This is a genomic window from Rhodococcus sp. IEGM 1379, assembly GCF_030056815.1.
Classification (GTDB): domain Bacteria; phylum Actinomycetota; class Actinomycetes; order Mycobacteriales; family Mycobacteriaceae; genus Rhodococcus_F.
In genome coordinates this window covers 1-26,941 of sequence record NZ_JASHKR010000022.1, presented here as the reverse complement: position 1 = coordinate 26,941, position 26,941 = coordinate 1, and the positions used below count along the sequence as shown (strand labels likewise).

The 26,941-nt window shown below is 61.9% G+C and carries 24 protein-coding genes; 13 read left to right on the top strand and 11 right to left on the bottom strand.

What is annotated here, in order from left to right; translation table 11 throughout:
- Window positions 1-434 precede the first annotated feature (434 nt).
- Window positions 435-1,118: an envelope integrity protein Cei gene (cei, locus tag QM600_RS14485; RefSeq protein ID WP_283262171.1), complete on the top strand. Its 684-nt coding sequence runs from the start codon at window positions 435-437 to the stop codon at window positions 1,116-1,118.
- On the opposite strand, the gene QM600_RS14480 is transcribed toward cei, so the two are convergent.
- A complete protein-coding gene (locus tag QM600_RS14480; protein WP_283262222.1) occupies window positions 1,108-2,022 on the bottom strand; it encodes an inositol monophosphatase family protein in 915 nt (304 codons plus the stop codon). The genes cei and QM600_RS14480 overlap by 11 nt on opposite strands.
- A gap of 91 nt (window positions 2,023-2,113) precedes the next feature.
- On the opposite strand from QM600_RS14480, the gene ppgK reads away from it, so the two are divergent.
- Both ppgK and QM600_RS14470 read left to right on the top strand, forming a co-directional pair.
- Window positions 2,114-2,869, top strand: coding sequence for a polyphosphate--glucose phosphotransferase (gene ppgK, locus QM600_RS14475; protein ID WP_283262170.1), 756 nt, complete (start codon window positions 2,114-2,116; stop codon window positions 2,867-2,869).
- Window positions 2,870-2,944: 75 nt separating this feature from the next.
- Complete coding sequence (locus tag QM600_RS14470; protein WP_502942980.1) at window positions 2,945-4,429, top strand: RNA polymerase sigma factor; 1,485 nt, start codon at window positions 2,945-2,947, stop codon at window positions 4,427-4,429.
- A gap of 71 nt (window positions 4,430-4,500) precedes the next feature.
- Here the strand turns inward: QM600_RS14470 and QM600_RS14465 are convergent, their stop codons facing one another.
- The 4 genes from QM600_RS14465 to QM600_RS14450 all read right to left on the bottom strand — a co-directional run bounded on the left by QM600_RS14465 (window position 4,501) and on the right by QM600_RS14450 (window position 7,451).
- Entirely contained in the window at window positions 4,501-5,316 is an 816-nt protein-coding gene (locus tag QM600_RS14465) for a tyrosine-protein phosphatase (RefSeq protein ID WP_283262169.1), read from the bottom strand.
- Between the two features lie 21 nt (window positions 5,317-5,337).
- Window positions 5,338-6,510, bottom strand: a complete 1,173-nt coding sequence (locus tag QM600_RS14460) for a cation:proton antiporter (protein ID WP_283262168.1) — start codon at window positions 6,508-6,510, stop codon at window positions 5,338-5,340.
- 7 nt (window positions 6,511-6,517) lie between these two features.
- Complete coding sequence (locus QM600_RS14455) at window positions 6,518-7,000, bottom strand: cation:proton antiporter regulatory subunit (protein ID WP_283262167.1); 483 nt, start codon at window positions 6,998-7,000, stop codon at window positions 6,518-6,520.
- A gap of 73 nt (window positions 7,001-7,073) precedes the next feature.
- Complete coding sequence (locus QM600_RS14450) at window positions 7,074-7,451, bottom strand: DUF952 domain-containing protein (protein WP_283262166.1); 378 nt, start codon at window positions 7,449-7,451, stop codon at window positions 7,074-7,076.
- Between the two features lie 234 nt (window positions 7,452-7,685).
- Here QM600_RS14450 and QM600_RS14445 point away from each other — a divergent pair, with 234 nt between their 5' ends.
- On the top strand, window positions 7,686-7,877 hold the full coding sequence (locus QM600_RS14445) for a DUF7455 domain-containing protein (RefSeq protein WP_283262165.1): 192 nt from the start codon (window positions 7,686-7,688) through the stop codon (window positions 7,875-7,877).
- 106 nt (window positions 7,878-7,983) lie between these two features.
- On the opposite strand, the gene QM600_RS14440 is transcribed toward QM600_RS14445, so the two are convergent.
- Window positions 7,984-9,765 (bottom strand): DEAD/DEAH box helicase, encoded by a 1,782-nt coding sequence (locus QM600_RS14440; protein ID WP_283262164.1) that lies wholly within the window; start codon window positions 9,763-9,765, stop codon window positions 7,984-7,986.
- A gap of 256 nt (window positions 9,766-10,021) precedes the next feature.
- Between QM600_RS14440 and QM600_RS14435 the strand changes: the two genes are divergently transcribed.
- Window positions 10,022-11,266, top strand: a complete 1,245-nt coding sequence (locus QM600_RS14435; protein ID WP_283262163.1) for a YihY/virulence factor BrkB family protein — start codon at window positions 10,022-10,024, stop codon at window positions 11,264-11,266.
- Here QM600_RS14435 and QM600_RS14430 read toward each other — a convergent pair.
- Window positions 11,239-11,475, bottom strand: coding sequence for a DUF3039 domain-containing protein (locus QM600_RS14430; protein ID WP_094274965.1), 237 nt, complete (start codon window positions 11,473-11,475; stop codon window positions 11,239-11,241). The two genes, QM600_RS14435 and QM600_RS14430, sit on opposite strands and share 28 nt — an antisense overlap.
- A gap of 85 nt (window positions 11,476-11,560) precedes the next feature.
- Between QM600_RS14430 and QM600_RS14425 the strand changes: the two genes are divergently transcribed.
- The 3 genes from QM600_RS14425 (at window position 11,561) to QM600_RS14415 (ending at window position 14,583) form a co-directional block, all read left to right on the top strand.
- Window positions 11,561-11,920, top strand: a complete 360-nt coding sequence (locus tag QM600_RS14425) for a DUF3099 domain-containing protein (RefSeq protein ID WP_283262162.1) — start codon at window positions 11,561-11,563, stop codon at window positions 11,918-11,920.
- A gap of 38 nt (window positions 11,921-11,958) precedes the next feature.
- Window positions 11,959-13,446 (top strand): DUF7782 domain-containing protein, encoded by a 1,488-nt coding sequence (locus QM600_RS14420; protein WP_283262161.1) that lies wholly within the window; start codon window positions 11,959-11,961, stop codon window positions 13,444-13,446.
- A gap of 159 nt (window positions 13,447-13,605) precedes the next feature.
- Window positions 13,606-14,583, top strand: coding sequence for a sigma-70 family RNA polymerase sigma factor (locus QM600_RS14415; protein ID WP_283262160.1), 978 nt, complete (start codon window positions 13,606-13,608; stop codon window positions 14,581-14,583).
- A gap of 81 nt (window positions 14,584-14,664) precedes the next feature.
- Here the strand turns inward: QM600_RS14415 and QM600_RS14410 are convergent, their stop codons facing one another.
- Both QM600_RS14410 and QM600_RS14405 read right to left on the bottom strand, forming a co-directional pair.
- Window positions 14,665-17,367: a bifunctional acetate--CoA ligase family protein/GNAT family N-acetyltransferase gene (locus QM600_RS14410; RefSeq protein WP_283262159.1), complete on the bottom strand. Its 2,703-nt coding sequence runs from the start codon at window positions 17,365-17,367 to the stop codon at window positions 14,665-14,667.
- Entirely contained in the window at window positions 17,360-18,631 is a 1,272-nt protein-coding gene (locus tag QM600_RS14405; protein WP_283262158.1) for an acetoin utilization protein AcuC, read from the bottom strand. Before QM600_RS14405 ends, QM600_RS14410 begins: the two co-directional genes overlap by 8 nt.
- Before the next feature lie 175 nt (window positions 18,632-18,806).
- On the opposite strand from QM600_RS14405, the gene QM600_RS14400 reads away from it, so the two are divergent.
- Together QM600_RS14400 and galE are read left to right on the top strand one after the other, a co-directional pair.
- Entirely contained in the window at window positions 18,807-19,493 is a 687-nt protein-coding gene (locus tag QM600_RS14400; protein ID WP_283262157.1) for an iron-dependent transcriptional repressor DtxR, read from the top strand.
- 8 nt (window positions 19,494-19,501) lie between these two features.
- Window positions 19,502-20,485: a UDP-glucose 4-epimerase GalE gene (galE, locus tag QM600_RS14395; protein WP_283262156.1), complete on the top strand. Its 984-nt coding sequence runs from the start codon at window positions 19,502-19,504 to the stop codon at window positions 20,483-20,485.
- Here galE and QM600_RS14390 read toward each other — a convergent pair.
- Together QM600_RS14390 and QM600_RS14385 are read right to left on the bottom strand one after the other, a co-directional pair.
- Window positions 20,482-21,612, bottom strand: coding sequence for a DUF4192 domain-containing protein (locus QM600_RS14390; protein WP_283262155.1), 1,131 nt, complete (start codon window positions 21,610-21,612; stop codon window positions 20,482-20,484). The two genes, galE and QM600_RS14390, sit on opposite strands and share 4 nt — an antisense overlap.
- Before the next feature lie 156 nt (window positions 21,613-21,768).
- Window positions 21,769-22,518 (bottom strand): DUF5642 family protein, encoded by a 750-nt coding sequence (locus tag QM600_RS14385; protein WP_283262154.1) that lies wholly within the window; start codon window positions 22,516-22,518, stop codon window positions 21,769-21,771.
- A 336-nt stretch (window positions 22,519-22,854) separates the two neighbouring features.
- On the opposite strand from QM600_RS14385, the gene QM600_RS14380 reads away from it, so the two are divergent.
- From QM600_RS14380 to QM600_RS14370, 3 genes are all read left to right on the top strand, one after another.
- Window positions 22,855-23,814 (top strand): proteasome assembly chaperone family protein, encoded by a 960-nt coding sequence (locus QM600_RS14380; RefSeq protein WP_283262153.1) that lies wholly within the window; start codon window positions 22,855-22,857, stop codon window positions 23,812-23,814.
- Between the two features lie 175 nt (window positions 23,815-23,989).
- Entirely contained in the window at window positions 23,990-25,027 is a 1,038-nt protein-coding gene (locus QM600_RS14375; protein WP_283262152.1) for an alpha/beta fold hydrolase, read from the top strand.
- Window positions 25,028-25,053: 26 nt separating this feature from the next.
- The coding region (locus QM600_RS14370) for a DEAD/DEAH box helicase (RefSeq protein WP_283262151.1) at window positions 25,054-26,941 on the top strand (1,888 nt) is incomplete at its 3' end.

Sequence of the window (26,941 nt, the reverse complement as noted above, 5' to 3'; positions counted from 1 at the left end):
CTGGAATCCGGTAGATCCCGCTATGCGCATGGAAACCGCCGTGGCATCGAGATCATTCCCTGTCGCTGCATAACGCTGCAGCGGAGGAAAAAGTGCCCGGAAGGTGTTCCCGAGAACGTGATCTGCGCCTCATTTGGTTGTCATTACGGCATGGAGCCGACGCCCAGTCGAACGACCTGGGCCGCCAGACAGTAGCCGAAGTCGGCGCCAAAGTAGTAACCCATTCGGTCAATTCCGAAAAACGTCTGCGAATTGTCACCAACCGCGCAGCATTTTGTGATCTTCGCCCCGCCGAAAGTCGGACGACGGGCGACTTGTGCGGCGACGTGGGAGAGATTCGACATCGCGCCCTCTAAGGTAGGCACCGAACGTCACGCCCTCTGCTCCGGCTTGGCGAGAAAAGCTCATGTTCGCCGAGAAAATCGAGGGATACCGTGGTTTCACTGATCACCGAAGGCAGCGCGAACGACGATCGTGGTCGTCCGTTCAAGCGCCGACGCGTGTGGCCTGTCGTTGCGGTGTTCGCTGTACTCGCCGTCCTGGGCAGCACACTGTGGATCCGAATCCTGACGGCCGACGCGGCTCTCAGCGAGACCGTAGCGTGCAACCGTCCGCAGGCTTCCTCCGATCCGGCCGCCCCGGCGCCGCTGCCACTCGGAACGGTGGTGGATCGCACCACGCTGCTCGACGTCGAACCGGCAGCGCTGTCCGCAACCAGGGTTCGGGTATTCAACGCCAACGGCGAACACGGTCAGGCCGCCCAGGTCGCGGCGCAGTTGAAGGACTACGGCTTTGCCAGCGCTCCGGACGTTCAGGTCGGCAACGACCCCGTCTACGTCGACCAGAACATGCAGTGCCAAGGCCAGATTCGCTTCGGTGAAAACGGAACCGCTGCCGCTAGCGCTGTGTGGCTGGTCGCGCCCTGCGCGGAGTTGATCAGGGATGGCCGCACCGACGACACCGTCGACTTGGCACTGGGCACCTACACACCGGCCAGCTTGTCTCCCAGCACCGATGCAGCCGAGATCCTTCGCGCCCTCGCGGAGCAGCCTGCCAATGCACAGGCCGCCCCGATGGACATCGGACTCCTCAAGGCGGCCCGTACCGCTAGGTGCTGATCGGTTCGTCGCCGCTGCAGGCAGTGAGCATGTGTGCAAAGTCGTCGGAAATTCCAGCAGCGCAGGCGTACACGATCGCTCCCCCCGCCGACGTCGAATTCGGTCCAGGTATCCGAATGACAGCGCCGGCTTCCTCCGCGATCAGCGACCCTGCCGCCCAATCCCACGGACTCAACCCGTGCTCGAAATGGGCGTCGACGCGCCCCGTTGCGACCATGCACAAATCGAGCGCGGCCGAGCCGATCCGCCTGATGTCACGTACCTGCGGCAAGATCTCGGCGATCAGTCGCCCCTGAACCTTCCGCCGTTTGGCGTCGTAGCCGAAACCCGTGGCCACCAACGCCATTGACAGCTCCGTCACCGAATTGGAGGCGAGCTCACTGACGTTGCCGTCGACGTCGGTCATCGTTGCTCCGCCGCCGCGATGCGCTGAGTACGTCGCACGCATGGACACGTCCACCACCGCACCCGCGACCGACACGCCGTCGATCTGGACCGCGACCGACACGGAGAAGGCCGGAATCCCGTAGAGAAAGTTCACCGTGCCGTCGATCGGATCGACGACCCAACGGACACCTTCACAATCATCGGTGCCGCCGCCTTCCTCACCGAGGATCGAATCCGCCGGCCGAAGTTTCGCGAGCAGATCCCGAATCACTTCTTCGGTCTCGGTGTCGACGATCGTCACCGGGTCGGTCGGGGTGCTCTTGACCTCTACCGAATCATCGTGAAGTACACCCGAACCCACGACTCCGAATACTTCGGGGCGGCGCCCCCGTACGTGTGCCGCTGCGGCCTCCGCGACCGCCACCGCCACCACTCTCAGCACTGCTGGATCTACCGAATCTGCGGACACGTCGGACAGGAAAATCTCTTGTGAGGGCACTCGCCCATCGGAACACATCGGCATGCAGGGCACCACTCGCCGGGCGTGAAGGTTAATGTTTGCGTGCGGCAATCGCGACGTTCATTCAAGCCCTCAGGAGTATCAGGCGATGACAACCACAGGTTTCGGTATCGATGTCGGCGGCAGTGGCGTCAAGGGCGGCACCATCGACTTGAGCACCGGCGAGATGATCGGCGACCGCATCAAGATTCTGACGCCGCAACCTGCCACTCCGGACGCGATAGCCGCAACGGTGGCGCAGATCGTCGAGCAGGCCGGCTGGGACGGCCCAGTGGGCATCACATTGCCGGCCGTGATCACCGGTGGCATTGCGCGCAGCGCCGCAAACATCGACAAGTCGTGGATCGGAACCGACGCGTCGGCCTTGTTCGGTAAGGCGCTCGGCGGACGCACAGTCACGGTCCTCAACGACGCCGACGCCGCAGGCATCGCCGAAGACGCATTCGGCGCCGGCAAGGACACGTCGGGCGTAGTCATCTTGCTTACCTTCGGCACCGGCATCGGGTCGGCCGTTCTCCACGACGGTGTCCTGTTGCCCAACACGGAGTTCGGTCACCTCGAAGTGGACGGCAAGGAAGCCGAGCATCGAGCTGCGTCGTCGGTGAAGGAAAAGAAAGACCTGAGTTACAAAGAATGGGCCGCCGAGGTGTCCAAGGTTCTCGTCACTTTCGAAAACTTGCTCTGGCCCGATTTGTTCATCGCCGGCGGTGGCATCAGCCGCAAGCACGAGAAGTGGATTCCACTGCTCACCAACCGCACAAAGGTGGTTCCTGCCACTCTCCTGAACACTGCCGGCATCGCGGGAGCAGCACTGGCGTCGGTCCAGTCTGCGACTTCCGCCTGACCGACCGGGTGAAATCGGGGAAGAAATAGCCGTTACCGGCCGTCGTGACGTAAGAGTTTCCTGAGAGTCGTTACAATGGTGAAGTCCGGCTGCGCGCCGGCCACAACCATTGACCTCTCCGCCGGATCACCACTCTGGCGTGACGCCGCACGACACCGTCACGAAAGGGCGTACGTGGCAGCCACCGATACACGTCAGACTGCTGATTCTCCATCAGAGTCAGAGCCACAATCTCCAGCCGTGGAGGCGGCCACTGTCTCAGCTCCGGCTACCGTCACAGCTCCGGCTGCAAAGAAGGCCCCGGCTAAGAAGGCCCCCGCCAAGAAGGCAGCAGCAAAGAAGGCTCCCGCCAAGAAAGCTCCGGCAAAGAAAGCCGCTGCCAAGAAGGCCAGCCCCAAGAAGGCCGGAGATCCCCTGGACGGCGCCGAAGACGGCGATGTTCAGTTGGAAGACATCGACATCACGGCTGGTGACCTCGAAGAGGTCGAGTCCGATGTAGTCGAGGTCGTCGCCGTCGGCGAAGACGAAGAGACTGCCACCGAGGAGCCGACCGACAAGGACAAGGCTTCCGGAGACTTCGTCTGGGACGAAGAAGAATCCGAGGCCCTGCGCCAGGCTCGTAAGGATGCCGAACTGACGGCCTCCGCCGACTCGGTTCGCGCCTACCTCAAGCAGATCGGCAAAGTCGCACTCCTCAACGCAGAAGAGGAAGTCGAGCTCGCCAAGCGGATCGAAGCCGGCCTGTACGCCGTGCAGATCATGGCCGACCTCGCGGACAAGGGCGAGAAGCTGCCCGCAGCCCAGCGTCGCGACATGAGCTGGATCTGCCGCGACGGTAACCGCGCCAAGAACCACCTCCTCGAGGCCAACCTTCGCCTGGTCGTCTCGCTTGCCAAGCGTTACACCGGCCGCGGAATGGCGTTCCTGGACCTCATCCAGGAAGGCAACCTGGGACTGATCCGTGCAGTCGAGAAGTTCGACTACACCAAGGGCTACAAGTTCTCGACGTACGCGACGTGGTGGATCCGTCAGGCCATCACCCGCGCGATGGCCGACCAGGCTCGCACCATCCGCATTCCGGTGCACATGGTCGAGGTCATCAACAAGCTCGGCCGTATCCAGCGTGAGCTGCTCCAGGATCTGGGCCGCGAGCCCACCCCGGAAGAGCTCGCCAAGGAAATGGACATCACGCCCGAGAAGGTGCTGGAGATCCAGCAGTACGCGCGTGAGCCCATCTCTCTCGACCAGACCATCGGCGACGAGGGCGACAGCCAGCTCGGTGACTTCATCGAGGACTCCGAGGCAGTTGTCGCAGTCGACGCCGTCTCGTTCACCTTGCTGCAGGATCAGTTGCAGTCGGTACTCGAGACGCTGTCCGAACGCGAAGCCGGCGTCGTTCGCCTGCGCTTCGGTCTCACCGACGGCCAGCCGAGGACTTTAGACGAAATCGGACAGGTCTACGGCGTCACGCGTGAGCGTATCCGCCAGATCGAATCGAAGACGATGTCGAAGCTGCGCCACCCGTCGCGTTCGCAGGTACTGCGCGACTACCTCGACTAGTCACAACATGTACATCCAGAACGGCCCTCGGATCCTTGATCCGAGGGCCGTTCTGTTATTTCGACAAGAACTCAGTTGAGAAGTTTTGCCTGCAGCGACGCGATATCTGCGTCGGTGAGACCCAGCCCCTGTCTGACGTAATTGTCGAAGCTGCCGAACTGTTGGTCGACCGTGGCAAACGAGATGTCCAGCCACGACTGCTCGACGCTGTTGATGAACGCACTTCCAGGTCCGGAACTGCCTGTTCCCGAGCCACCCAGATATTGGTTGCTCAGCATGTAGTCGGCGTTCACCGTCTCGCGATCAACGCCGAGGATCGTGAGCAGCACCGCGGTCATCCAACCGGTGCGGTCCTTACCCGATGTGCAGTGATACATCACTGCACCATCGGATGTCTCGATGTTGATCAGCGCATTGCGGAACGACTTGCCGGCGTCTGTATCGGTGACCATGATTCGGTAGAGGTCAGGCATGCTGACCATGGCCGGCAGGTTGGCCGGATTGCCGCCGATCACGTCGAACCAGTTGCCGGTGGCACCCGCGGGAATCTTGTCCGGAGCCAGCGCCCGCTCGAACACCGTCCGGAAATCGTCTACCGAGGTGACATTCAGATCTTCCAGTTTGGCGAGGTCAGCGGGTGTCAGTTTGTCCAGGGAGTTCGAACGCAGGACCATTCCGCTTCGCACAGACCGTCCACCGTCGCCCAGATAGCCGCCGATGTCACGGGCATTCGAGGCGCCCTCGAGGTGCAGCGATCGGTCGATCACCACGGATTCGGACGCTGGCATCACGGTAGCGGGTACCGAGGCCAACGCGGGTACGGGAGAGAGCATGATCGCACCTGCGAGAGCGAACACCACGGCCGATTTCTTCATGCGATTCGACATTTGCACAGGCTAGCGGCGACATCATGCCTTGGTACGAACTTTGATGTACAGCGAGGCGACCGGTTCGACAATTCTTGCCGCAACCGGACCGATCACTGCCATCAGGAGAACGTATGCCGTTGCGAGCGCTGCCAATTCAGCCTCGACGGCGCCGGCTGAGACTGCGAGCCCAGCAATAATGATCGAGAACTCACCGCGCGCAATCAGTGCTGCACCGGCGCGGGCCTGACCCATCCGCGCCACACCTTGGCGCTTGGCCGCCCAAGCTCCGGTGATGAGTTTGGTAACTGCCGTGACCACGGCCAGCAACGCCGCCCATCCGATGACCGGCGGAATCGTGCTCGGATCGGTGTTGAGGCCGAACACGACGAAGAACATGGCCGCGAACAGATCCCTCAGCGGCTCGAGGACTCGACTGGCATTGCGTGCCGTCGAACCCGAGATCGCTATTCCGAGAAGGAAAGCGCCGACGGCGGCTGATACCTGCATCGCGGAACTGACACCAGCTACCAGCAATGCCGCACCCAGCAGTTTGAGCAGCAACGTCTCACTGTCAGGGCTGTCCAGCAGCGCGGAGACATAGCGTCCGTATCGCAGTGCCACCACCAGAACCACGGTGATCACCAACAGCGAGATTCCCACTGCCTCGAGCCCACCCATGAAGCTCACGCCGGCAAGCATCGCCGTCAAGATAGGCAAGTAGAGCGCCATCGCGAGATCCTCGAACACCAGAATCGACAAGACGACCGGCGTTTCGCGGTTACCCAAGCGCCCGAGATCGCTGAGAACTTTCGCGATAATTCCCGACGAGGAAATGTAGGTGACACCGGCCATGACCGTCGCGCCCACAACGCCCCAGCCCAGCATAAGGCCGACTACCGCGCCCGGTGTCGCGTTGAGAACAAGATCGACCAAGCCCGCGACCCGCGAGCGTTTGAGCCCCGTCATCAACTCCGCTGCGGTGTACTCGAGGCCCAGCAGAAGCAAGAGAAGAACAATGCCGATTTCACTCGCAAGGTGCGAGAACTCACCGATATCGCCGAGCTGAATGAATCCGCCCTGCCCGAAGCACAGGCCGCCGATCAGGTAAAACGGGATCGGCGACATGCCGAACCGAGCTGCAAGCCTTCCCAGTAATCCGAGCACAAAAAAGACCGCGCCGAGTTCGATCAGCGCGAGGGTAGTGGTGTTCACGGGCCAGTCAGCCGTTGGTCAATATTTTTGCCGCGGCGGCCAGACCGTCCGGCGTTCCGACCGCAACCAGGAGATCTCCTCCGGTAAACGTGAAATCAGGGTTTGGCGACGGGTTCACCTGCCCCGCGCGCATGACTGCCACAATCGAAACGCCGGTGCGTGTTCGCATTCCCGTATCTCCGAGAGTCTGTCCGTCGTAGCGGGAACCGTCGTTGATGTACAACTGCTTGGTACGGATCCCGGGAACCTCGCTGTGCTCGTCCTCGAGCTGTGCCACCAACTGCGGCGCACCCAGCAGGTTGCTCAGTGCGGCGGCTTCTTCCGTGGTGAGCGGCAACGAGGCAGCACAGGCATCGGGATCGTCTGCCTTGGAGACGATCAGATCGGTATGACCGTCACGGTGAGTGACGACACCCACGCGGCGACCGGAAGCCAGGACAAAATCTTTACGAGTCCCGATGCCCGGTAGTGGGGTGACTTCTACATTCATAGATCAACGGTAGCGCCGATCGCCGACATCCATCGCAATAGGGTTGCAATTTGCTGCGCGCTACGCGCGTCCGTCACCGCAGTGCCGGAAATACCCCGTTCTCGTCGGGCAGGTACTCGGTGACCGACATGACCGCGCCGACGGGTATCGGACCGAAGAGATGCGGAAATCGCATCGAATCCGGATCCGATGGAACTCCCGGCTCCCACTTCACGTCTGCGGCCAGCAGTGCGGGATCGAGGACCAGCAGAACGACGTCGTCCCGGCCCGCAAAAATCCGATTTGCCGGCAGATGAACTTGGTACGGAGTCGACATGTGAACAAATCCTTCGGCCGCAAACCCGTCCGGAGTACGCTGACCGATCTCCTGCGCGCGCTCCCACTCGGCGCGCGTGCACATGTGTAGCAACTCGACGGGTTCGCTCGCGTTCTGGCCGGATTCCGGTTTCATCGGCCCAGACTATCGAGCTGTAGGCGAGAAATTCGAATCAGCTGTCAGCGAACAATTTCAGCACCAGAACCCCAGCCCAGCGCATTTCCAGTGAGACACGACACTAAGAAACGCATCCGGGAACAACCCATGAACCCCAAACGTCTGTAAGAGTGGATCTACCGCGCCATTCCGACGCGGCGGACCAGGCCCCAGGCACACGGCACGAAAGCCGCTAGCCAGTACGGAGGAGTCATGCCCGGAACACTGACCAGCCCACAGTTGACCGCTGCCGACCGGTGCGACCGGTGCGGTGCCGGAGCCCGCGTACGCGCGGTGCTTCCCACCGGCGGCGAGCTTCTCTTCTGTGGACACCACGCAACCGAACACGCGGATCGACTTCACGAGATGAATGCCGTCGTCTCCGAGAGTGAACCCGCAATCTGACCTGTCAGCCGGGGTGACCTCTTCGCGAGGCACACCATGAACGCCGAAACGGGCGATCACATGTATGTGATCGCCCGTTTTGCCGTCTTCAGTGAACCGACTTCGACTACCAGCTACGCAGAATCGCGATGCGTTCGGTGAGCTGATCGACGGTCGCGATGGCCGTCGGCGGGCCACCACACACCCGACGCAATTCCGCGTGAATGATTCCGTGGGGCTTTCCGGTGCGGTGCACATTCATCGCAACAAGGCCGTTGAGTTCCTTGCGCAATGCACCGAGTTGATCAGCTGTGGCGGCGCGATCCGACACCACGGCTGCGGTCGGCACCGGCGCGGCGGCCTTCGCGGTGTTGTTGTCGACCTGTGCCGCCTGACGCTGACGCAACAATGCGCGCATCTGATCTGCATCCAGCAGTCCGGGCAACCCGAGGTAATCGGCTTCCTCGTCACTACCGGAGAACGTGGCGGTTCCGAAGGAGGAACCGTCGTAGATCACCTGGTCGAGCTCGGCGTCGGCCCCGAGCGAGGTGAATGCCTTCTCCTCCTCGCCGAGTTCGTCCTTCTGCTTGTTGGCGTCGGCTAGCAGATCGTCGTCGAGCCCGTCCTTCTCGCGGTGCGGCTTACCGAGGACGTGATCACGTTGCGCTTCCAGCTGCGACGCCAGATCCAGCAGCACCGGCACTGACGGCAGGAAGACACTGGCCGTCTCCCCCTTGCGGCGCGAACGCACAAAACGGCCGATAGCCTGCGCGAAATACAGGGGCGTCGAGGCACTGGTCGCGTACACGCCGACTGCCAGACGCGGAACGTCGACGCCTTCCGACACCATGCGCACCGCGACCATCCACTTGGCGTCGCTGGCGCCGAATTCGGCAATCCGCTTCGACGCGGTGGGGTCGTCGGAGAGAACCACGGTCGGTGCCTCACCCGTGATTGCCGTCAACGCCTTGGCGTATTCGCGAGCAACCGTCTGATCCGTCGCGATGACCAATCCGCCGGCGTCGGGCATGCCCCCGCTACGCAGCTGCCCCAAGCGAGTGTCTGCAGCGTGCAGGACGGCGGGAATCCAGTCGCCCGTAGGGTCCAATGCAGTGCGCCAGGCGCGAGCCGTCTGCTCGGCACTGAGCGGCTCACCGAGCCTGGCAGTGAATTCTTCGCCGGCATTGTTGCGCCAGCGTGCTTCACCCGAATACGCGAGGAAGACCACCGGACGGACAACGCCGTCCTTGAGTGCGTCCGCGTAACCGTAGGAATGATCCGCCTTCGACCGCAGCAGACCTTCCTTGTCGGGTTCGTACTGCACGAAAGGGATGGCGCTGTCGTCACTTCGAAACGGGGTTCCGGTCAGCGCCAGCCTGCGGGTCGCGTCACCGAACGCTTCCTGGATTGCCTCGCCCCAACTCTTGGCGTCGCCGCCGTGGTGAATCTCGTCGAGGATGACCAGCGTCTTGCGCGCTTCGGTGCGCACTCGGTGCTTGGTTGGATGGGCTGCGACCTGGGCGTAGGTCAATACAACGCCCTGATAGTCACTGGACGTCTGGCCGGTGGAGTTGGAGAACCGCGAGTCGAGCGCCAGGCCCGAGCGCTGCGCCGACTCCGCCCACTGATGTTTGAGGTGCTCGGTGGGCGCGACAACCGTGATCTGATCGATGGTTCGATCACGGAGCAACTCCGACGCAACCCGCAAGGCAAACGTCGTCTTGCCGGCGCCAGGAGTTGCTACCGCGAGGAAATCCCGAGGACTGCTCGACAGATACTTCGTGAGCGCACGGCGCTGCCAAGCGCGAAGCGACTGCGTCGCGGGGCCAGGTTGCCCTCCGGTGCTCTCGGTCGAGTTGTTTACGTCTGCCGCCCCACTCGCTCTAACCGCAACTGCCTCAGACGTCATCGGCCGCGCCTCCGCTGGATTCGCACTGTTGTCTCGAGCTCCTAGATTTTTTCAATGAATGTCCGGCGACGAGCGTAACCGCAGCCACCGACGAAAGCCGCACCCGAAGCGCCGCGGCATGGCCGGATTCACTGGAACGGTGTTCTCCACCAGGGATTTCGAGAGACCTCGACCACACGTCGCGTCAGAAAAAAGTGCGACACAGCGCGGCTGCAGTTGGGCAACCTGGCGTGTCATCAGGAATGCTGGAGTGATCATGAGTGACGAGCCGGATCCACAGTCCCGCGAGAGTGATCTGCGTCACCGTAGATGGCATCCCTTGCGCCGCACCGGACAATTGATCGGCCGCACCCTCAGCAAGGCGTGGGACGACTCGATCTTCGGGAAAGCCGCAACCGCCGCATTCTGGCAAACTCTCTCACTCGCGCCGTTGCTCTTGGGCCTGCTCGGCATGATCGGTTACATCGGCGGTTGGTTCGGCCCCAACACGGTAGAGATCATCGAATCGAAGATCGTCACCTTCAGCGGGACGATCTTCAGCGAAAGCGTCGTCGATCAGATCATCAGGCCGACCGTCACGGACATCCTCCAGCGTGGTCGGCCCGACATCATTTCAGTGGGTTTCCTGCTGTCCCTGTGGGCCGGGTCCTCGGCAATATCGACGTTTGTCGACTCGATTGTCGACGCTCACGGCCAGCAAGATGCACGTAACCCGATCTGGCAGAGAATCTTCGCGCTGTTGCTTTACGTGATGTTCCTGACGATGGCGGTGTTCACCCTGCCGTTGGTTGCACTCGGTCCCACCATGATCGGCCGGGCACTCCCACCGTCCTGGTACGAAGTGGGCTCACATCTGGTCGATACTTTCTACTATCCAGCGGTCGGCCTGCTGGTGATCATCGGTCTCACGACGCTCTACAAAGTTGCCTTGCCCAAGTCGCTGCCGTGGCACAGACTTCTCGCCGGGGCACTGGTGGCCGGTGTGTTCTTCATGGCAGCAAGTACGGGACTTCGCTGGTACCTGGGATTTGTCGCGAGCGCGGGTTACACGTACGGCGCTTTGGCGACACCGATCGCTTTCCTGCTCTTCACGTTTTTTCTCGGTTTCGCGGTGGTGCTCGGTGCCGAGTTCAATGCCACGGTCCAGGAATTCTGGCCGGCACGCGCCACCCGCATGGAACAGGTTCGCGGGTGGCTTTCCGCGCAGCAGAGCGAGGACGACAACGTCGGCCCGGTGACAAACCTGACGTGGCGCCTGGCTACCAGCCCGATCCGCATTTCCGGTGACAAGGCCGATCCTGCGGCGGTTCCCTCGTACGGGCGGCCGCGGAGTCTGCGTAGGAATGCCGACACGACGAACCCGGCGGCCGAAATCGAAACTATCGACCCGCCGAGTTCGGATTGCGCGTCAGATCACTCGCCACTCGATCACGCGCAGCGAGATCACTCGCCACTCGATCACGCGCAGCGAGATCACTCGCCTTTGCGTAGGCCTTCGTAGACCTTTTTGCAGTCGGGGCAGACCGGAGATCCGGGCTTCGCTGATTTGGTGACGGGAAAGACTTCACCGCACAGCGCGACGACATGGGTGCCCATGACAGCGCTTTCCGCGATTTTGTTCTTCTTCACGTAATGGAAGAACTTGGGGGTGTCGTCGTCGGTTGTTTCGTCTGTGGAAACGTCGGGACGTTCCTTGGTTTGAGTGCTCACCCCTCCAATAATGCCGCCTCCTTCGGGGCGATGCGACCGAAGGGTCGTGTGTGCAATTGTCGGCCGAGAGTGGAACAGTGGACCTATGGCACGAAATGGCGCGTTCGGCGAGTCCGACGAAGCCGGAACACCCGACAATCCCGTACTGATTACCGCAGCACAGCTCTCCGTCGAAGAGCAGCACAAAGCGCGAGTCCGGAAGTACATGACGATCATGGCCTTCCGCTTCCCGGCCTTGATCTTTGCCGCCATCGCGTACGGCATCTGGGAGAACGGCTGGATCTCGATGCTCATCATCGGTGCATCAATTCCACTCCCCTGGATCGCGGTCCTGATCGCCAATGATCGTCCCCCGCGCACCAAGGACGAGCCCAGCCGTTACGACGGGCGACGGCACAACGCCGGGGCTCTCGAGGCAGGAACACACCACACCATCGAAGGTTGACTCGCGTCCACTGACGTTGCACCTGCGAGAATGCTCGAGTGAGAAGCAAAACACTCCTGTCCATCACTCCCGCACTACGTACCGCCTTGCTTCGGAATCGGTTCGACACCGGAACCCTTCTCGACACACTGGGTCCCGAAGTCCACGCTGCGCTGGGCCGCAGTGAACCGGTTCCCGTTCGACGTGCCAGCAGCGAGCACGGCGATCTCGGTGTACTCGTTCGGCTGTTCCTTCTCGCCGACGACTGCCCTCGCTCAGACGTCGAAGCTGCACTGACGCCACTGACCGTCGACGACGCCATCGACGCGGGTCTGCTCGAGGGTGACAACTCCGTCGTTCGTGCAGCAGTCGACTTGCGTCCCCTCGACGTCGGTGCCGGAGATCGTTGGGTGATCTCCGATCTGGACGGTGGAATTCGCCGTAAGCAGACCACAACGAGCGATCACGTTCTCGGCGTGGGACATGCATCGCTGTCGCTACTGCAGGCAACACCGACCGCACGCGTCGGCAGTGTTCTCGATTTGGGTACCGGCTGCGGAATCCAGGCTCTGCACGCAAAGACTTACGCAGATTCGGTCACCGCGACGGACATCAACCAGCGCGCGATCGATCTCACCGCCGCCACCATGTCGCTCAACGGCCTCGACGTCGAACTGCATCAGGGTTCTTGGTTCGAGCCAGTAGAGGGACGCACCTTCGATCAGGTTGTCGCGAATCCCCCGTTTGTCGTCGGCGAGGCTCGCGTTCACCACACCTACCGCGACTCGGGACTCGATCTCGACGGCGCGAGCGAATTGATGATTTCCCGTTCCGTCGACTACTTGAACCCCGGCGGCACGGCAGCGCTGTTGGCGTCGTGGGTACATATCGAGGGCGAAGACTGGCGATCACGCATCGCGTCGTGGCTGCCGGCGCATGGCGTCGACGCCTGGGTGGTTCAGCGCGACGTCGCGGATCCCGCACTGTACGTCGGAACGTGGCTCAAGGACGGTGGCCAGGATCCTCGCGATCCGGCGACGGAGGCTCGCGCCAACGCCTGGCTCGACCATCTCGAAGAGTCGCACGTCGAAGGTGTCGGCTTCGGGTTCGTCTTCTTGCGCCGTACCGACTCTCCGACGGACTTGATGGCTGAGGACCTTCTGCAGGGCTTCTCCGACCCGCTCGGCCCCGAAGCCCTGGCCTACTTCGAGCGCGTCGCGTGGCTGCGTGAACACGACGTACTGCAGGAACGGTTTGTCCTCGATCCGAATACCGCACTCGAACGCGTCTACCTGCCTGGTGAGGAAGGGTGGCAGCAGGTGGTCACCCGAGTCCACCGCGGCAACGGACCACACTGGCAGCACGAGATCGACGAACTTGGAGCTGCCCTTCTCGCGGGCCTGCGCGCCGACGGTTTGGTCGTAGCGGAGTTGGTGGAACTCCTCGCTGCGGCCAACGGTGAAGACCCCGAGGTCCTGAGCGGCGGGGTCGTCAGTCTGTTGGTATCACTGGTTCGTCACGGATTGGTGTTGCCCGTCACAAATTGAGTTCCGATCGGGTTGCAGATTTTCGAGTTCTCAGCAACTTCTCAGGACGAGAACGGGAACACTGCAGGTCAGGGCACTTTTGGAGAAATCGCTGCGGGAACTTATCGGGAACTCTCACACGTTGAACCTTGTGAGAGACCGCCGATAGGGAGGCAAGTCATGACAAGCCCCAGCACCACTACTCGCATTCGCCCGAGCGCTGCGGATCTGGACGCCCAGAGCCCGTCCGCAGACCTGGTTCGTGTCTATCTGAACGGAATCGGACGCACCGCGCTGCTGACAGCAGCAGACGAGGTCGAACTGGCGAAGCGAATCGAAGCGGGGCTGTACGCCAGCCACGTTCTCGCCACGGGAAAGCGCCTGACAGTCGCCAAGAAGAGGGATCTCGCAACGATCGTTCGTGAAGGTCAGTCCGCGCGGAGCCACTTGCTCGAAGCAAACCTGCGACTGGTTGTGTCCTTGGCCAAGCGCTACACGGGACGCGGTATGCCCTTGCTGGACCTCATCCAGGAGGGCAACCTCGGACTCATCCGAGCGATGGAAAAGTTCGACTACGCCAAGGGCTTCAAGTTTTCGACTTATGCAACGTGGTGGATCCGCCAGGCGATCACCCGCGGAATGGCTGATCAGAGTCGCACCATCCGGCTCCCAGTCCATCTCGTGGAGCAGGTCAACAAGCTTGCCCGCATCAAGCGTGAACTACATCAGCAACTTGGACGTGAAGCAACAGACGACGAGTTGGCCGAAGAATCAGGCATTCCGGCCCACAAGATTGCCGATCTCCTCGACCACAGCCGCGACCCGGTAAGCCTGGACATGCCGGTCGGTAGCGACGAAGAAGCTCCCTTGGGAGACTTCATCGAAGACGCCGAAGCAACGTCGGCCGAGAACGCCGTCATTGCCGGTTTGCTGCACAGCGACGTCCGCAGTGTGCTCGGCACACTCGACGAGCGTGAGCAGCAGGTCATCCGTCTCCGCTACGGCCTCGACGACGGCCAGCCTCGCACCCTCGATCAGATCGGCAAGCTCTTCGGACTCTCCCGTGAGCGTGTCCGCCAGATCGAACGTGAGGTCATGGGCAAGCTTCGGGTCGGCGATCGTGCCGAGAAACTGCGCTCGTACGCCGACGCCAGCTGATCCAGTCAGTACATAACGCCACAGACACCGGCCCGGTTCATTTCCACTCGGAAACGAACCGGGCCGGTGTTTTGCGTTGTTTCAGCGCAAGCGACGCGGTCCCAGATCCACGGCACTCGGTTCCGGCCCGATTCGCACCCGCGCGTCGGTGATCTCCGCTCCGATCGCCGATGCCAGGACCGGTTCGCAGGCCATTTCCCGGACCTCCGGGATATCGTCGGCCAGCGTCGAAATCCGCTGAACCAAATCGACCAGCGCAGCCTTGTTGACCGGGACCGCATTTCGATATCCGGAGAGCAGCGGTGCTGCCTTGGGCGCATCGATCAGTTCGGTCGCAGCATCCTCGGTGAGCGGTAGGACGCGATAGGCTCGGTCGCCGAGCAGATCCGAGATGACTCCGGCCAGACCGAACGAGATCAGCGAACCGAACGACGGGTCGTCCTGCACCGCCACCACACAGCCGATTCCCTTCGGCGCCATCTTCTGCACATGCAGGAGCGGCTCCCCAGACGCGGCAGCCAGATCGCTGTACGCCAGTCGAACCGAATCCGGACCCACCAGATCCAGACGAACACCGCCGAGATCAGGGCGATGCCGCCACAGTTCACCGGTGGCCTTCACCACGACGGGATAACCCAACGCGTCGGCTGCTTCGACGGCCTCGTCCTCGCTCAGTACCGAGCGGAACTCGACGACGTCGACCCCGTAGCAAGCAAGGAGCGCCGCCGCTTCTACATCCGAAAGCCAACGGCCGGGCGAATTTTCGAGCCAATCCGCAACCATGGCTCGTGCGCGCTCCGAGTCGATTCCCGCGGGCCGAACCACCTTCGACGCGGGCTTGCTTCGCCATTCTGCGTAGCGCCAGGCCCGTGCCAATGCCAGTGCGGCGCGTTCGGGCCCCGGGTAGGACGGCACCGATCCACGAGTGGGATTGCCGGCGCCGTCGCGAACCGTCAGTACTTCCGGCACACCCTCGGCCGCGAGGAACGTGGTGAGAATCGGCTTGTCCGACCCGGCGACGGCATCCTTGAGTGCCTTGGCAAAAGGCTCGACCGGGATGGCAACGGGTGGAACGAAGACGGCAATGACCGCGTCGACGTCGAAGGACCCGAGGGCGTCACGGACCGCGGACGCGAACAGTTCCGGGCTGGCCTGCGCACCGAGATCGATCGGATCGCTGACTTGAAGGCCCTCGCTGCGAGCGGCGTCCGCAGCGAGCACACCGAGGGCTGTGGAGTTGCCGATGACCGCCAGACGCGGACCGGCAGGAAGGGGTTGATACCCGAACAGCAGTGCGCAGTCGAAAAGTTGGGAGATCGATCCGACCTGGATGACGCCGGCCTGCTCGAAAAGTGCACGCACCACTGAATCGTCGATCTCCACACCGGTTGCCGCCAGGACCGGCGGGACGGCATGACGGCCACTCTTGACAGCCACGATCGGCTTCTTTCGCGCTACCCGCCGGGCGATGCGGGAGAACTTTCGTGGGTTACCGAAGCTCTCCAAGTACAGGAGCACTACTTCGGTGGATTGATCGGAATCCCAGTACTGCAGAAGGTCGTTGCCGGATACATCGGCGCGGTTTCCGGCAGAAACGAAGGCGGACAAGCCGATTCGACTGCGAGCAGCCTCGTCGAGGATGGCAATTCCGAGAGCGCCCGACTGACAGAAGAAGCCGACGTTACCCGCCGCCGGCAGGACCGGTGCGAGCGTCGCGTTCAACGAAATCGACGGATCGTTGTTGGCCACACCCAGCGCATTGGGACCGATGAGCCGCATACCGTGAGCCCGGGCAGCATGGACCAGCTTACGTTCGGATGCCCGACCGTCCGGGCCGCTGTCACTGAATCCCGACGACACCACGACGAGCGCTTTGACGCCCTTGTCGAGGCAGTCGTCGAGGACCGAGCTGATGGATTCGGCGGGAACTGCGACCACAGCCAGATCAACATCGTCCGGAATCTCGCGAACAGTCTTGTACGCGCGCACTCCGTGGACGGAACGATGTTCGGCGTTAACCGGATAGACCGGCCCAGTGAAACCGCCGCGCAACAGGTTTGTCAGGACTGCGTTGCCGACCTTCGCCGGATCAGCGGACGCACCGATCACGGCAACCGAGCGCGGGCGCAGAACGTTGCCCATGCTTCGGGCTTCCGCCGCACGTTCGCGCGAATTTCGCACGGAAACAAGAGCTTCCGTCGGGTCTATCGCAAACTCCAGACGCAGCACTCCCCCGTCGAATGATCGACTGACCTGATACCCGGCCTCCCGGAACACAGTCACCATGTTGCGGTTCTCCGAGAGCACCTCGGCCACGAACATCGTCAGACCGTTCTCCGCTGCGGCAGCTGCGAGGTATTCGAGCAGAATCGGCCCGAGGCCGCGGCCCTGATGGGCGTCGGCAACCACGAACGCGACTTCCGCGGACTTACCGTCACCGACGTCGAGCAGCCGCTCGTACCGTCCGACCGCAATGATCTCGTCGCCGAGCATCATCACAAACGCCACTCGATTGTGGTGATCGACCGTCGTGAAGTTCGTGACGTCCTTCTTGGACATCGTGGGATACGGGCCGAAGTACCGAAGGTAGCGGGTCCGCTCGGACAGCTTGCTGTGAAACTCCACCAGTTTGTCCGCGTCCTCGGGGACGATGGGCCGCAGAGCAACCGCACCTCCGTCGGACGCAAGAACATCGACAACCCAACTGTGTGGGTAGGTGTGCGCAGCGTCCGGTGCCGGCGTCTGATCGGATGCTGTCGGTTCAGTATCGGACTGTTCAGTCACGGGGATCCTCCGGGTCGAGTCCGAGAAGCGGGAACGAAGCTCGCCGCGTGGCGATGATGGCGGAATCGATGCGGGTAAGTGCGCGGTCCACGGAAGCAACTCCCGTTTCGGGGGTACCCCCGGGACCGTCCCACTTGGCGTAGTTCACATCGCCGCCGTCACCCATCGTCAACGGTAGATCTACACCGGGCGCGAGCGCTCCGGTCGTTTCTTTCCATCCGTCCGGAACTGCTGTACTCACGTCGATCTCACGGTCGAGGGCCGCCGCTATGAGATGTGTCCACGCACGCGGAACAACCCGCACCAGTCCGTACCCGCCGCCTCCGACAGCCAGCCAACGCCCTTCGGAGTAGCGATCCGCAAGGTCACGCATCGCCAGGAACGCTGCCCGCTGCCCGTCGACCGTCAAGGCCAGATCGGCGAGAGGGTCCTCCCGATGCGAATCCACACCGCACTGACTGATGATGATCTGCGGGCGGAACGCCGCGATCGCACCCGGAACGACAGCATGAAACGCCCTCAGCCACAACGCGTCGACGGTTCCCGGCAACACGGGAATATTGACGGCTGTTCCCTCTGCCGCACCGTCTCCGACTTCACTGGACCAGCCCGTGTTGGGCCACAGCGTTGCCGGATGCTGATGCAGCGAGACTGTCAGAACTCTGGGGTCACCCAGGAACGCATGTTGCACGCCGTCACCGTGATGGGCGTCGACGTCGATGTAGGCGATGCGGTCGTATCCGTTGTCGAGGAGCCAGGAAATCGCGACTGCCGCGTCGTTGTACACACAGAAGCCGGATGCCCAGTCGGCCATCGCATGATGCATGCCGCCGCCGATACTGACCGCTCGTCGCGTCCGACCCGACGCGATTTCTTTTGCCGCAGCGAGTGAACCACCGGCGAGAATTGCGCTCGCCTCATGCATCTGCGGGAACACCGGATTGTCCTCGGTTCCGAGGCCGTGGGGAACATCTGCGCCGGTGACACCGTTGGACGCAGAATGGCCCGCTTGTTTCACTGCCGCAAGGTACGCCGGAGTATGAATACGGAGGAGGTCGACATCGGTGGCCGGAGTGGGCTCGAGGAACTCGATTCCCTCGAGTAATCCGAGCCCGCGCGAGAGTTCCATCGTGAGGTCGAGCCGCGTCGGATTCATCGGGTGATCGTTGCTCCACCGATAACTCAGGTACTCCGGACTCCACACCACAACTCGATTTGCTCGAGGCGGCGCGGGGTCCCCGTCAGATCTGATCGAGGCGGTCATGCGATCACGCTACTTGCTGTTCGATTCGTGCCATGCACCACACCGTTGCACCTTCCCGTCCAGGCAATCGCGGCGATAAACGTGAATACGGACAATGCCCTGGACTCGCCGCTGCGCTAGCGGCACAAGATCAGTGAACTGAACGGTAGAATGACTTCCGACGAAGGGGTTGAGTGTGAAGGATCTAGTCGACACCACGGAGATGTATCTCCGGACGATCTACGACTTGGAAGAAGAGGGCGTTGTCCCGCTCCGGGCGCGGATCGCCGAACGGCTCGAACAGAGCGGACCTACCGTCAGCCAAACCGTTGCCCGCATGGAGCGCGACGGATTGCTAATGGTTGCCGGCGATCGACACCTGGAGCTCACCGACAAGGGCCGTGACCTGGCTGTCTCGGTCATGCGTAAGCATCGATTGGCGGAGCGTCTGCTGGTGGATGTGATCGGACTGAAGTGGGAAGACGTGCACGCCGAGGCCTGCCGCTGGGAACACGTCATGAGCGAGGAGGTCGAGCGTCGACTTGTCGTCGTTCTGAACAATCCGACCACCTCGCCGTACGGTAACCCGATCCCCGGGCTCGATTTGCTGGGCCTCGACGGAGTGACCAGCACGCCCGAGACGCTCATGCGCCTCACCGACGTTCCGCCGGGCAAGCCGACGGCAGTCGTTGTGCGCAGGCTGGCCGAGCATGTGCAGTCGGATCCCGAAGTCATCGCGCAGTTGCGCGAAGCCGGCGTTGTTCCTGACGCCAGAGTCACCGTCGAAACACGTCCCGGCTCCGTCACCATCACGGTGCCCGGCCACAGTGGGTTCGAGTTGTCCGAAGAAATGGCGCACGCCGTACAGGTAAAGCAGGTCTGAACGTCTTCATGAAGCTCTTGGTCACCGGCGGTGCCGGCTATGTCGGAAGTGTCTGCAGCACGGTGCTGCTCGAACGTGGGCATGAGGTTGTCATCATCGACGATCTCTCCACCGGAAATGCCGACGCGGTGCCTGCCGGTGCCGAGTTCATCGAAGGCGACGTCGCAAAACTCGCCGCGGAGGTCCTCACAGACTCCGCGAAGTTCGACGGTGTCCTGCACTTCGCTGCGCAGTCCCTCGTCGGCGAATCGGTACTGCATCCCGAAAAGTACTGGCAGGGCAACGTAGTCACCACCCTTGCCCTTCTGGAGGCAATTCGTCTCTCGGGTACCCCGCGCTTGGTGTTCTCTTCCACGGCAGCGACGTATGGTGAGCCGGAGCAGTCACCCATCGTGGAGACAGCCCCGACCCGCCCCACCAATCCGTACGGAGCATCCAAGCTCGCGATCGATCATGCGATCACCTCGTACTCCATCGCGCACGGACTCGCGGCGACCAGTCTGCGGTACTTCAATGTCGCGGGCGCATACAAGTCCGCCGGCGAAAATCGGGTTATCGAAACACATTTGATTCCCCTCGTCCTTCAGGTTGCACTCGGCCAACGAGACAAGATCTCGATGTTCGGCACCGATTGGCCGACTCCCGACGGCACCGCGGTTCGCGATTACATTCACGTTCTCGACTTGGCCGAAGCACATCTGCTCGCGCTGGAAGCGGCCACGCCCGCGGAGCACCGCATCTACAACCTCGGTAGCGGTACGGGGTTCAGCGTGCGTGAAGTCATCGCGTCCTGCGCCCGTGTGACCGGTCTGCCGATCAACGTCGAAGATGCGCCCCGGCGCCTGGGTGATCCTGCAGTTCTCATCGCGTCCAGCGACAAGGCAATCGCCGAGTTGGGATGGACGGCGACGCGTACCGACCTCGACGTGATCGTGGCCGACGCATGGCAGTTCCTGCAGGACTTGGGTTCTGCCTCACACGCAGCTCGCTAGTTCATCCGCCGCATTTCGGGCATTCGGGCGACTCCCAATTCCCGAGCGAGCGTCAGGCCGACGGTCGCTAGTTCACGGATTCCGTCCGGCCTGACTCCAGCGTGCAACGATTTGTCGAGCAAACCGGCCAGAGTGTGCTCGGGATCCGCTTCCAGCGCATAGGCCAGCGCAACGCCGGCCAGGGGGCCGTCACCGCGGACATACGCAAAGAATCCCAAAAGTGATGCCGCCCAGGCACATTCCGGAACTGGAAGCTCATGCGTGAGCATGGACCACAACGCTTCCGCCGCACGTGCGTACTCCGTTGCAGCGAGCCCCATGATTGCATCGCGTACGCGCACGTCCGACAACATGAGCGCCAACTGTGCGCACTCGTAGGTGTCGGGATACATCCCGCACTCGACGCTCTCAACGTAGATCAGAACGGTCTCCACCTCCCGTCGAACCTGTGCGAAGGGATCGTTCGAACAGTGGGCCGCGCACCGCGCTGACGCCACGGATGGTCGTTCCACGTCGATCGACGATCCGATCGACCTGTGGTTGTGCGATTCACCTCGCACCGCCAGCACCAACTCTTCTCTCGACCCCCTGATGACGCGTCCACCGAACACCTGCGCCGCGGCCACCGATGACGACGCCGGATCCGGCAATCGCCCGTAGCGGTCCGGCGCGAACACGCTCGTCCACTCGCGGCCCGGTTCGATCTCGGCGACACAGAGCACATCGGCGAGATCGATACCCTCGCCGACAAGCATGTCGTTGAACTCGCCTGCAATGTCGAATAATTCACCGAGTGGATGATCCCCGACCATCACGAGGATCACGGCTACCGTCCCTTCCACAGCGCAGACTCGAACGAACTGTGCCAGAGCCGCGTGCATCGCCGGCGCAAGTTCAGGACCGATGTTCGGAAAGTAGTCATGCCTCATGATCGGGCCGAGCGTTTTCGGCGTGGTGTCCATCAAGCACATCGCGACTATCGAATCGGCCGGGCGAAATCCCAACAGCGCCGGAATCGCGGCAACCAATTCGCCGGGATCCGAAAGGTGTTCGGACAGAGGCAGCGCCGAACTGCTCTCGTCATGGTCGGAGGATTCGAATTCGCGGGAAAACGGTGATGTTGTCATGCCACAAACCATGACAAGCGCCACCGAAGGCTCCCGCTGATCGACCTGGGAAAACGTCGACAGAATTCACAACTGTGGATTACGCGCCAAGCTGGGGATGAATCGAGCATTCACGTTGCGCGACGCCACTTCCTGTCGGTGCACCGTGCATCATTCTCAACTGCCGGCGCGAACCTTCTGAACGGCTGCGGTAAACGCTTGGTCGAGTTGGCCAGTGGCAGCGTTACCCACCCCGTTTGCCGCCCCGAATGTCATGAGGGTGGCGGCGATTCGCACGTCGCCGACCTGGGCCAGCAGGGTCAACATGGATTGGTCGCCGGTGGCCGAGGACGGCGCCGTGACAGTCCGTCGCAGTGACAACGTCTGATCGGCAGCGATCGGCGACGGCGGGAGGATGACGGTGGTCACCGTCGTGGTGACTCCATTGGCAGTCACGGTCATCGACGTGCAATCTTCGGTCTGCGCCTGCAACTCGGTGAGACTGGTATCAATGCGCGTCAGTTCCACGGAGATCGTCGATCTCGTCGAGTTGTCGGTACCGACAGCCATGACTGTGCCCTCTGGTCCGTAGTCCTGTTTCGGCGGAGCGCAGTCGGCCGGATCGACTGTGGCGCCGCGCGGAACGCCGACGAGGTCAGGGGCCGCCATCGGCACAGCCTGCGCGGGAAGCACAATCGCGTCGAAAGGCTTGGGAAATTCTGCCGGAGTCAACAGCAGGTCGGACAGCTTCGCGGCAGGCTGCGGTGAACCGGTTACGGATGTCGAATCGACAGAACTCGGCGACTCCACTGCCGGATCCGGTACGGCCGCTCCTGTCACCGGCTGCGCGCAGCCCGCCAACAGACCGACAGCGGCGATCGCTGCGGCGACACCACCTACTCGTGTCCGCAGCATTTTTCGGGACATTACTCGACCGTTACGCATGTGCGCCTCCATTCGGCTGCAGCCGAACCGAAATCCGCGGCGGCAGTGCCTCAACGTCACTCTGCCATGTCCGATCTCCCGGATCGTGGATCTGCCGTTGCGCTTGCCGCCGGTGTCGAAACCGGGCAGCTCGCGAGGAATCCTCCCCTAAACCGAAATTCGCTCGTGGCGAACGCACCAATGTGCGATTTCGGGAATGTCCGAGCACAGCGGGCGTGTTCCATGAGAGGAACCTCGACCGAAGAGTGAGTCCACTGCCAATCAGCCGTCGCTGATAGTGGACACTGGAATCAAGCACTGCGAAAGAAGGGGACTGCGATGGATGACCAGTCGAAAATGTACGAGCTGGAATTCCCGGCACCCCAATTGTCTGCTGCCGACGGCCAGGGACCGGTCCTTATTCACGGGCTCGAGGGCTACTCCGACGCAGGTCACGCGGTAAAGCTTGCGACGACGCACCTGCGCGAGAGCCTCGAGACCGAACTTGTCGCATCGTTTGCTGTGGACGATTTGATCGATTACCGCTCGCGTCGGCCACTGATGACCTTCAAGGCCGATCACTTCTCGGACTACGCCGAACCCACGCTCAACTTGTACGCACTGCGCGATACCGTCGGAACTCCGTTCCTGCTGCTCGCCGGTATGGAACCAGACCTGAAGTGGGAACGGTTCACCACCGCGGTTCGATTGCTCGCAGAACAACTGGGCGTTCGTCAAACCATCGGTTTGAACGCAATCCCCATGGCAATTCCGCACACACGTCCCTTGGGCTTGACTGCGCATTCCACGAACAAAGAGCTGATCGGCGACAATCAGCGCTGGTCTGGTGAATTACAGGTGCCGGGTAGTGCGTCGTCACTGCTCGAATTCAGGATGGCTCAGCACGGGCACGAAGCCGTAGGTTTCTCGGTCCACGTTCCGCATTACCTCGCACAGACCGACTACCCCGGTGCAGCTGAGACTCTGCTCGAGAATGTTGCCACGGTATCCGGGCTCGAATTCCCGTTGGCCGCCCTGGGTGACGCCTCGGCGCGAGTCCGGGAACAGGTTAACGAGCATATTGCTGCGAATGAAGAAGTTCAGACGGTTGTCCAGGCACTGGAACGGCAATACGACACTTTTGTCACAGCCCAGGAACAACAGGCGTCCCTGTTGGCCGGAGAGGCCGATCTCCCCAGTGGAGACGAGATCGGGGCCGAATTCGAGCGCTTCCTGGCCGAACAGGCCGGTAGCGGAGAGTTCGATGCTCCCGAAGATGGCGACACCGACCAGAACTGACGAACAGGGTTGCGGAATGCGCACATTGTGCGCATTCCGCAACCCTGTCGTTATCTGAAATGTTGTCCTCGACACTTTCGTCGGATAGCCTCAAATTCAGCGTAGCTTTTGTTGACGGCTCAACGAATCGGAGCGCATCAGTCAGCTGAGGTCACGCCATGATCCTGGAGGCGACATGAGCAGACCCCGAACGCGACAGCTCCGTCCGGTACCCGACGAGGAACCGCGGATGATGTTTCGGACAATTCACGGTTACCGCCGAGCGTTTCGAATCGCCGGCGAGGGTCCCGCCGTTCTCCTGCTCCACGGAATCGGCGACAACTCCTCCACGTGGACCGAAATAATTCCCCACTTGGCCAAGAACTACACCGTCATCGCGCCTGACCTTCTCGGTCACGGCCGTTCCGACAAACCGCGTGCCGACTATTCAGTGGCTGCCTACGCCAACGGCATGCGCGATCTGTTGTCGACGTTGGGCATCGAGCATGTCTCGGTGATCGGGCATTCGCTCGGCGGTGGTGTCGCGATGCAGTTCGCGTATCAGTTCCCGAACATGGTCGATCGTCTGGTGCTGGTCTCGGCCGGCGGCATCACAAAGGACGTACATCCGATTCTGCGACTCATGTCGGTGCCTGTGGTCAACGAAGTTCTCAAGCTGCTCCGCCTACCCGGGGCCGTACCGTTGGTGCGACTCGCCGGAACCTTTGCCGGTGCGGTCCACGGATCAAACCTTCGTCCGGGAACCATGCTCCACGACACTCCCGATCTGATCCGAGTGCTCGCCGAGTTACCCGACCCCACCGCCTACGAGGCATACCTCCGCACTTTGCGTGCCGTAGTCGATTGGCGCGGCCAAGTGGTGACCATGCTCGATCGGTGTTACCTGACGGAGAATCTCCCGGTTCAACTGATCTGGGGAGACGACGATTCCGTGATCCCCGTTTCTCACGCGCATCTTGCGCATGCGGCAATGCCCAATTCTCGCCTCGAAATCTTTCGTGGATCGGGTCACTTCCCGTTCCGTGACGACCCCATGCGTTTCTTGCATGTCGTCGAAGACTTCCTCTCGACCACTGTTCCGTTGACGTTCGACGAAGCACGGTGGCGACACATGCTGATTGCCGGAGTCGGCGAAAATATGATCACCGGTTCGTCATCGACGCGGATGGCGGTGCTCGACGCGATGGGTTCCGACGAGCGCAGCGCAACCTGATCACCGCCAACGGCTAGCCTGTACGAGTGCTGCTGACGGAACTGCTCCCCGACAACGCGGATCCCGATTCCGTTTTCGACGCCTTCGCCTCCTGGACCGTGGAGCGAGGATTGACGCTCTATCCTGCCCAGGAAGAGGCCGTCATGGAACTGGTCTCGGGCGCCAACGTCATTCTGGCGACTCCGACTGGTTCCGGTAAGTCCATGGTGGCGATCGGTGCGCATTTCTACGCAATGTCTCGCGGCAAACGCACGTACTACACGGCTCCCATCAAGGCTTTGGTGAGCGAGAAGTTCTTTGCCCTCTGCGAGGTGTTCGGAGCCGAGAACGTCGGCATGATGACCGGTGATGCGGCGGTCAATTCGTCGGCGCCCATCATCTGCGCCACCGCGGAAATCGTCGCGAACCTGGCTCTCCGCGAAGGTGCGAACTCGGACATCGGCCAGGTCGTGATGGACGAGTTCCACTTCTACTCCGAACCCGATCGCGGCTGGGCGTGGCAGGTTCCGTTGATTGAACTCCCGCATGCACAGTTCTTGTTGATGTCCGCCACACTCGGTGAGGTCGACTTCTTCGCCGAGGACCTCACGCGTCGTACCGGCAACCCCACCACCGTGGTGTCCGGCACCGAACGTCCTGTCCCCCTCATGTTTTCGTATGCAACGACGCCGGTCGGCGAGACCATCGAAGATCTGGTCACCACCAACCAGGCCCCCGTATACATCGTGCATTTCACGCAGGCCGCAGCACTGGAACGCGCCCAGGCACTGACGAGCGTCAACTTCTGCTCGAAGGCCGAGAAGGAAGCAATCGCCGAGGCTCTCGGCGGATTCCGCTTCACTACAGGATTCGGCAAGACCCTGTCTCGCCTCGTTCGCCATGGCATCGGGGTTCACCACGCCGGCATGCTCCCCAAGTACCGCCGCCTCATCGAAGTCCTGGCTCAGGACGGCCTTCTCAAGGTCATCTGCGGCACCGACACTCTCGGTGTGGGCATCAACGTCCCGATCCGCACAGTGTTGCTCACAGGCCTGGCCAAGTACGACGGCGTCCGGACCCGTCACTTGAAAGCACGAGAGTTCCATCAGATCGCGGGACGTGCGGGCCGGGCCGGCTACGACACGATGGGTACCGTCGTCGTTCAGGCACCGGAGCACGAGGTGGACAACCTGCGGGCCGTCGCCAAGGCCGGTGACGATCCGAAGAAGATCAAGAAGATCCAACGCAAGAAGGCACCTGAGGGCTTTGTATCCTGGAGTGAAGCCACCTTCGACCGCTTGGTGACGGCTTCACCCGAACCGCTGGTGTCGCGGTTCTCGGTCAGTAACTCCATGTTGCTCAATGTCATTGCACGGCCGGGCAATTGCTTCGAGGCCATGCGACATCTGTTGGAAGACAACCACGAATCTCGGCCGGCTCAACGCAAGCACATCCTCAAGACCATCTCCCTGTACCGCGGGTTGCTCAGCGCCGGCATCGTAGAACGCCTCGATGAACCCGACGAGTACGGCCGCATGGCACGCTTGACCATGGATTTGCAGCGCGACTTTGCGTTGAACCAGCCGCTCTCGCCCTTCGCATGGGCCGCGTTCGAGCTCCTCGACGTCGAATCCGATACTTACGCACTCGATGTCGTGTCCATCATCGAGTCGACGCTCGACGATCCCCGTCAGGTGTTGATGGGTCAGCAGCACTTCGCCCGCGGCGAAGCTGTGGCTCAGATGAAGGCCGACGGCATCGAATACGAGGAGCGCATGGAACTCCTCGAAGAAGTGACTTGGCCGAAACCGTTGTCGGAGTTGCTGTTCCCCGCATTCGAGATGTACCGCGGCGGCCATCCGTGGATCACCGAGTTTGCACTCTCCCCCAAGTCCGTGGTGCGCGACATGATCGAACGCGCCATGACGTTTGCCG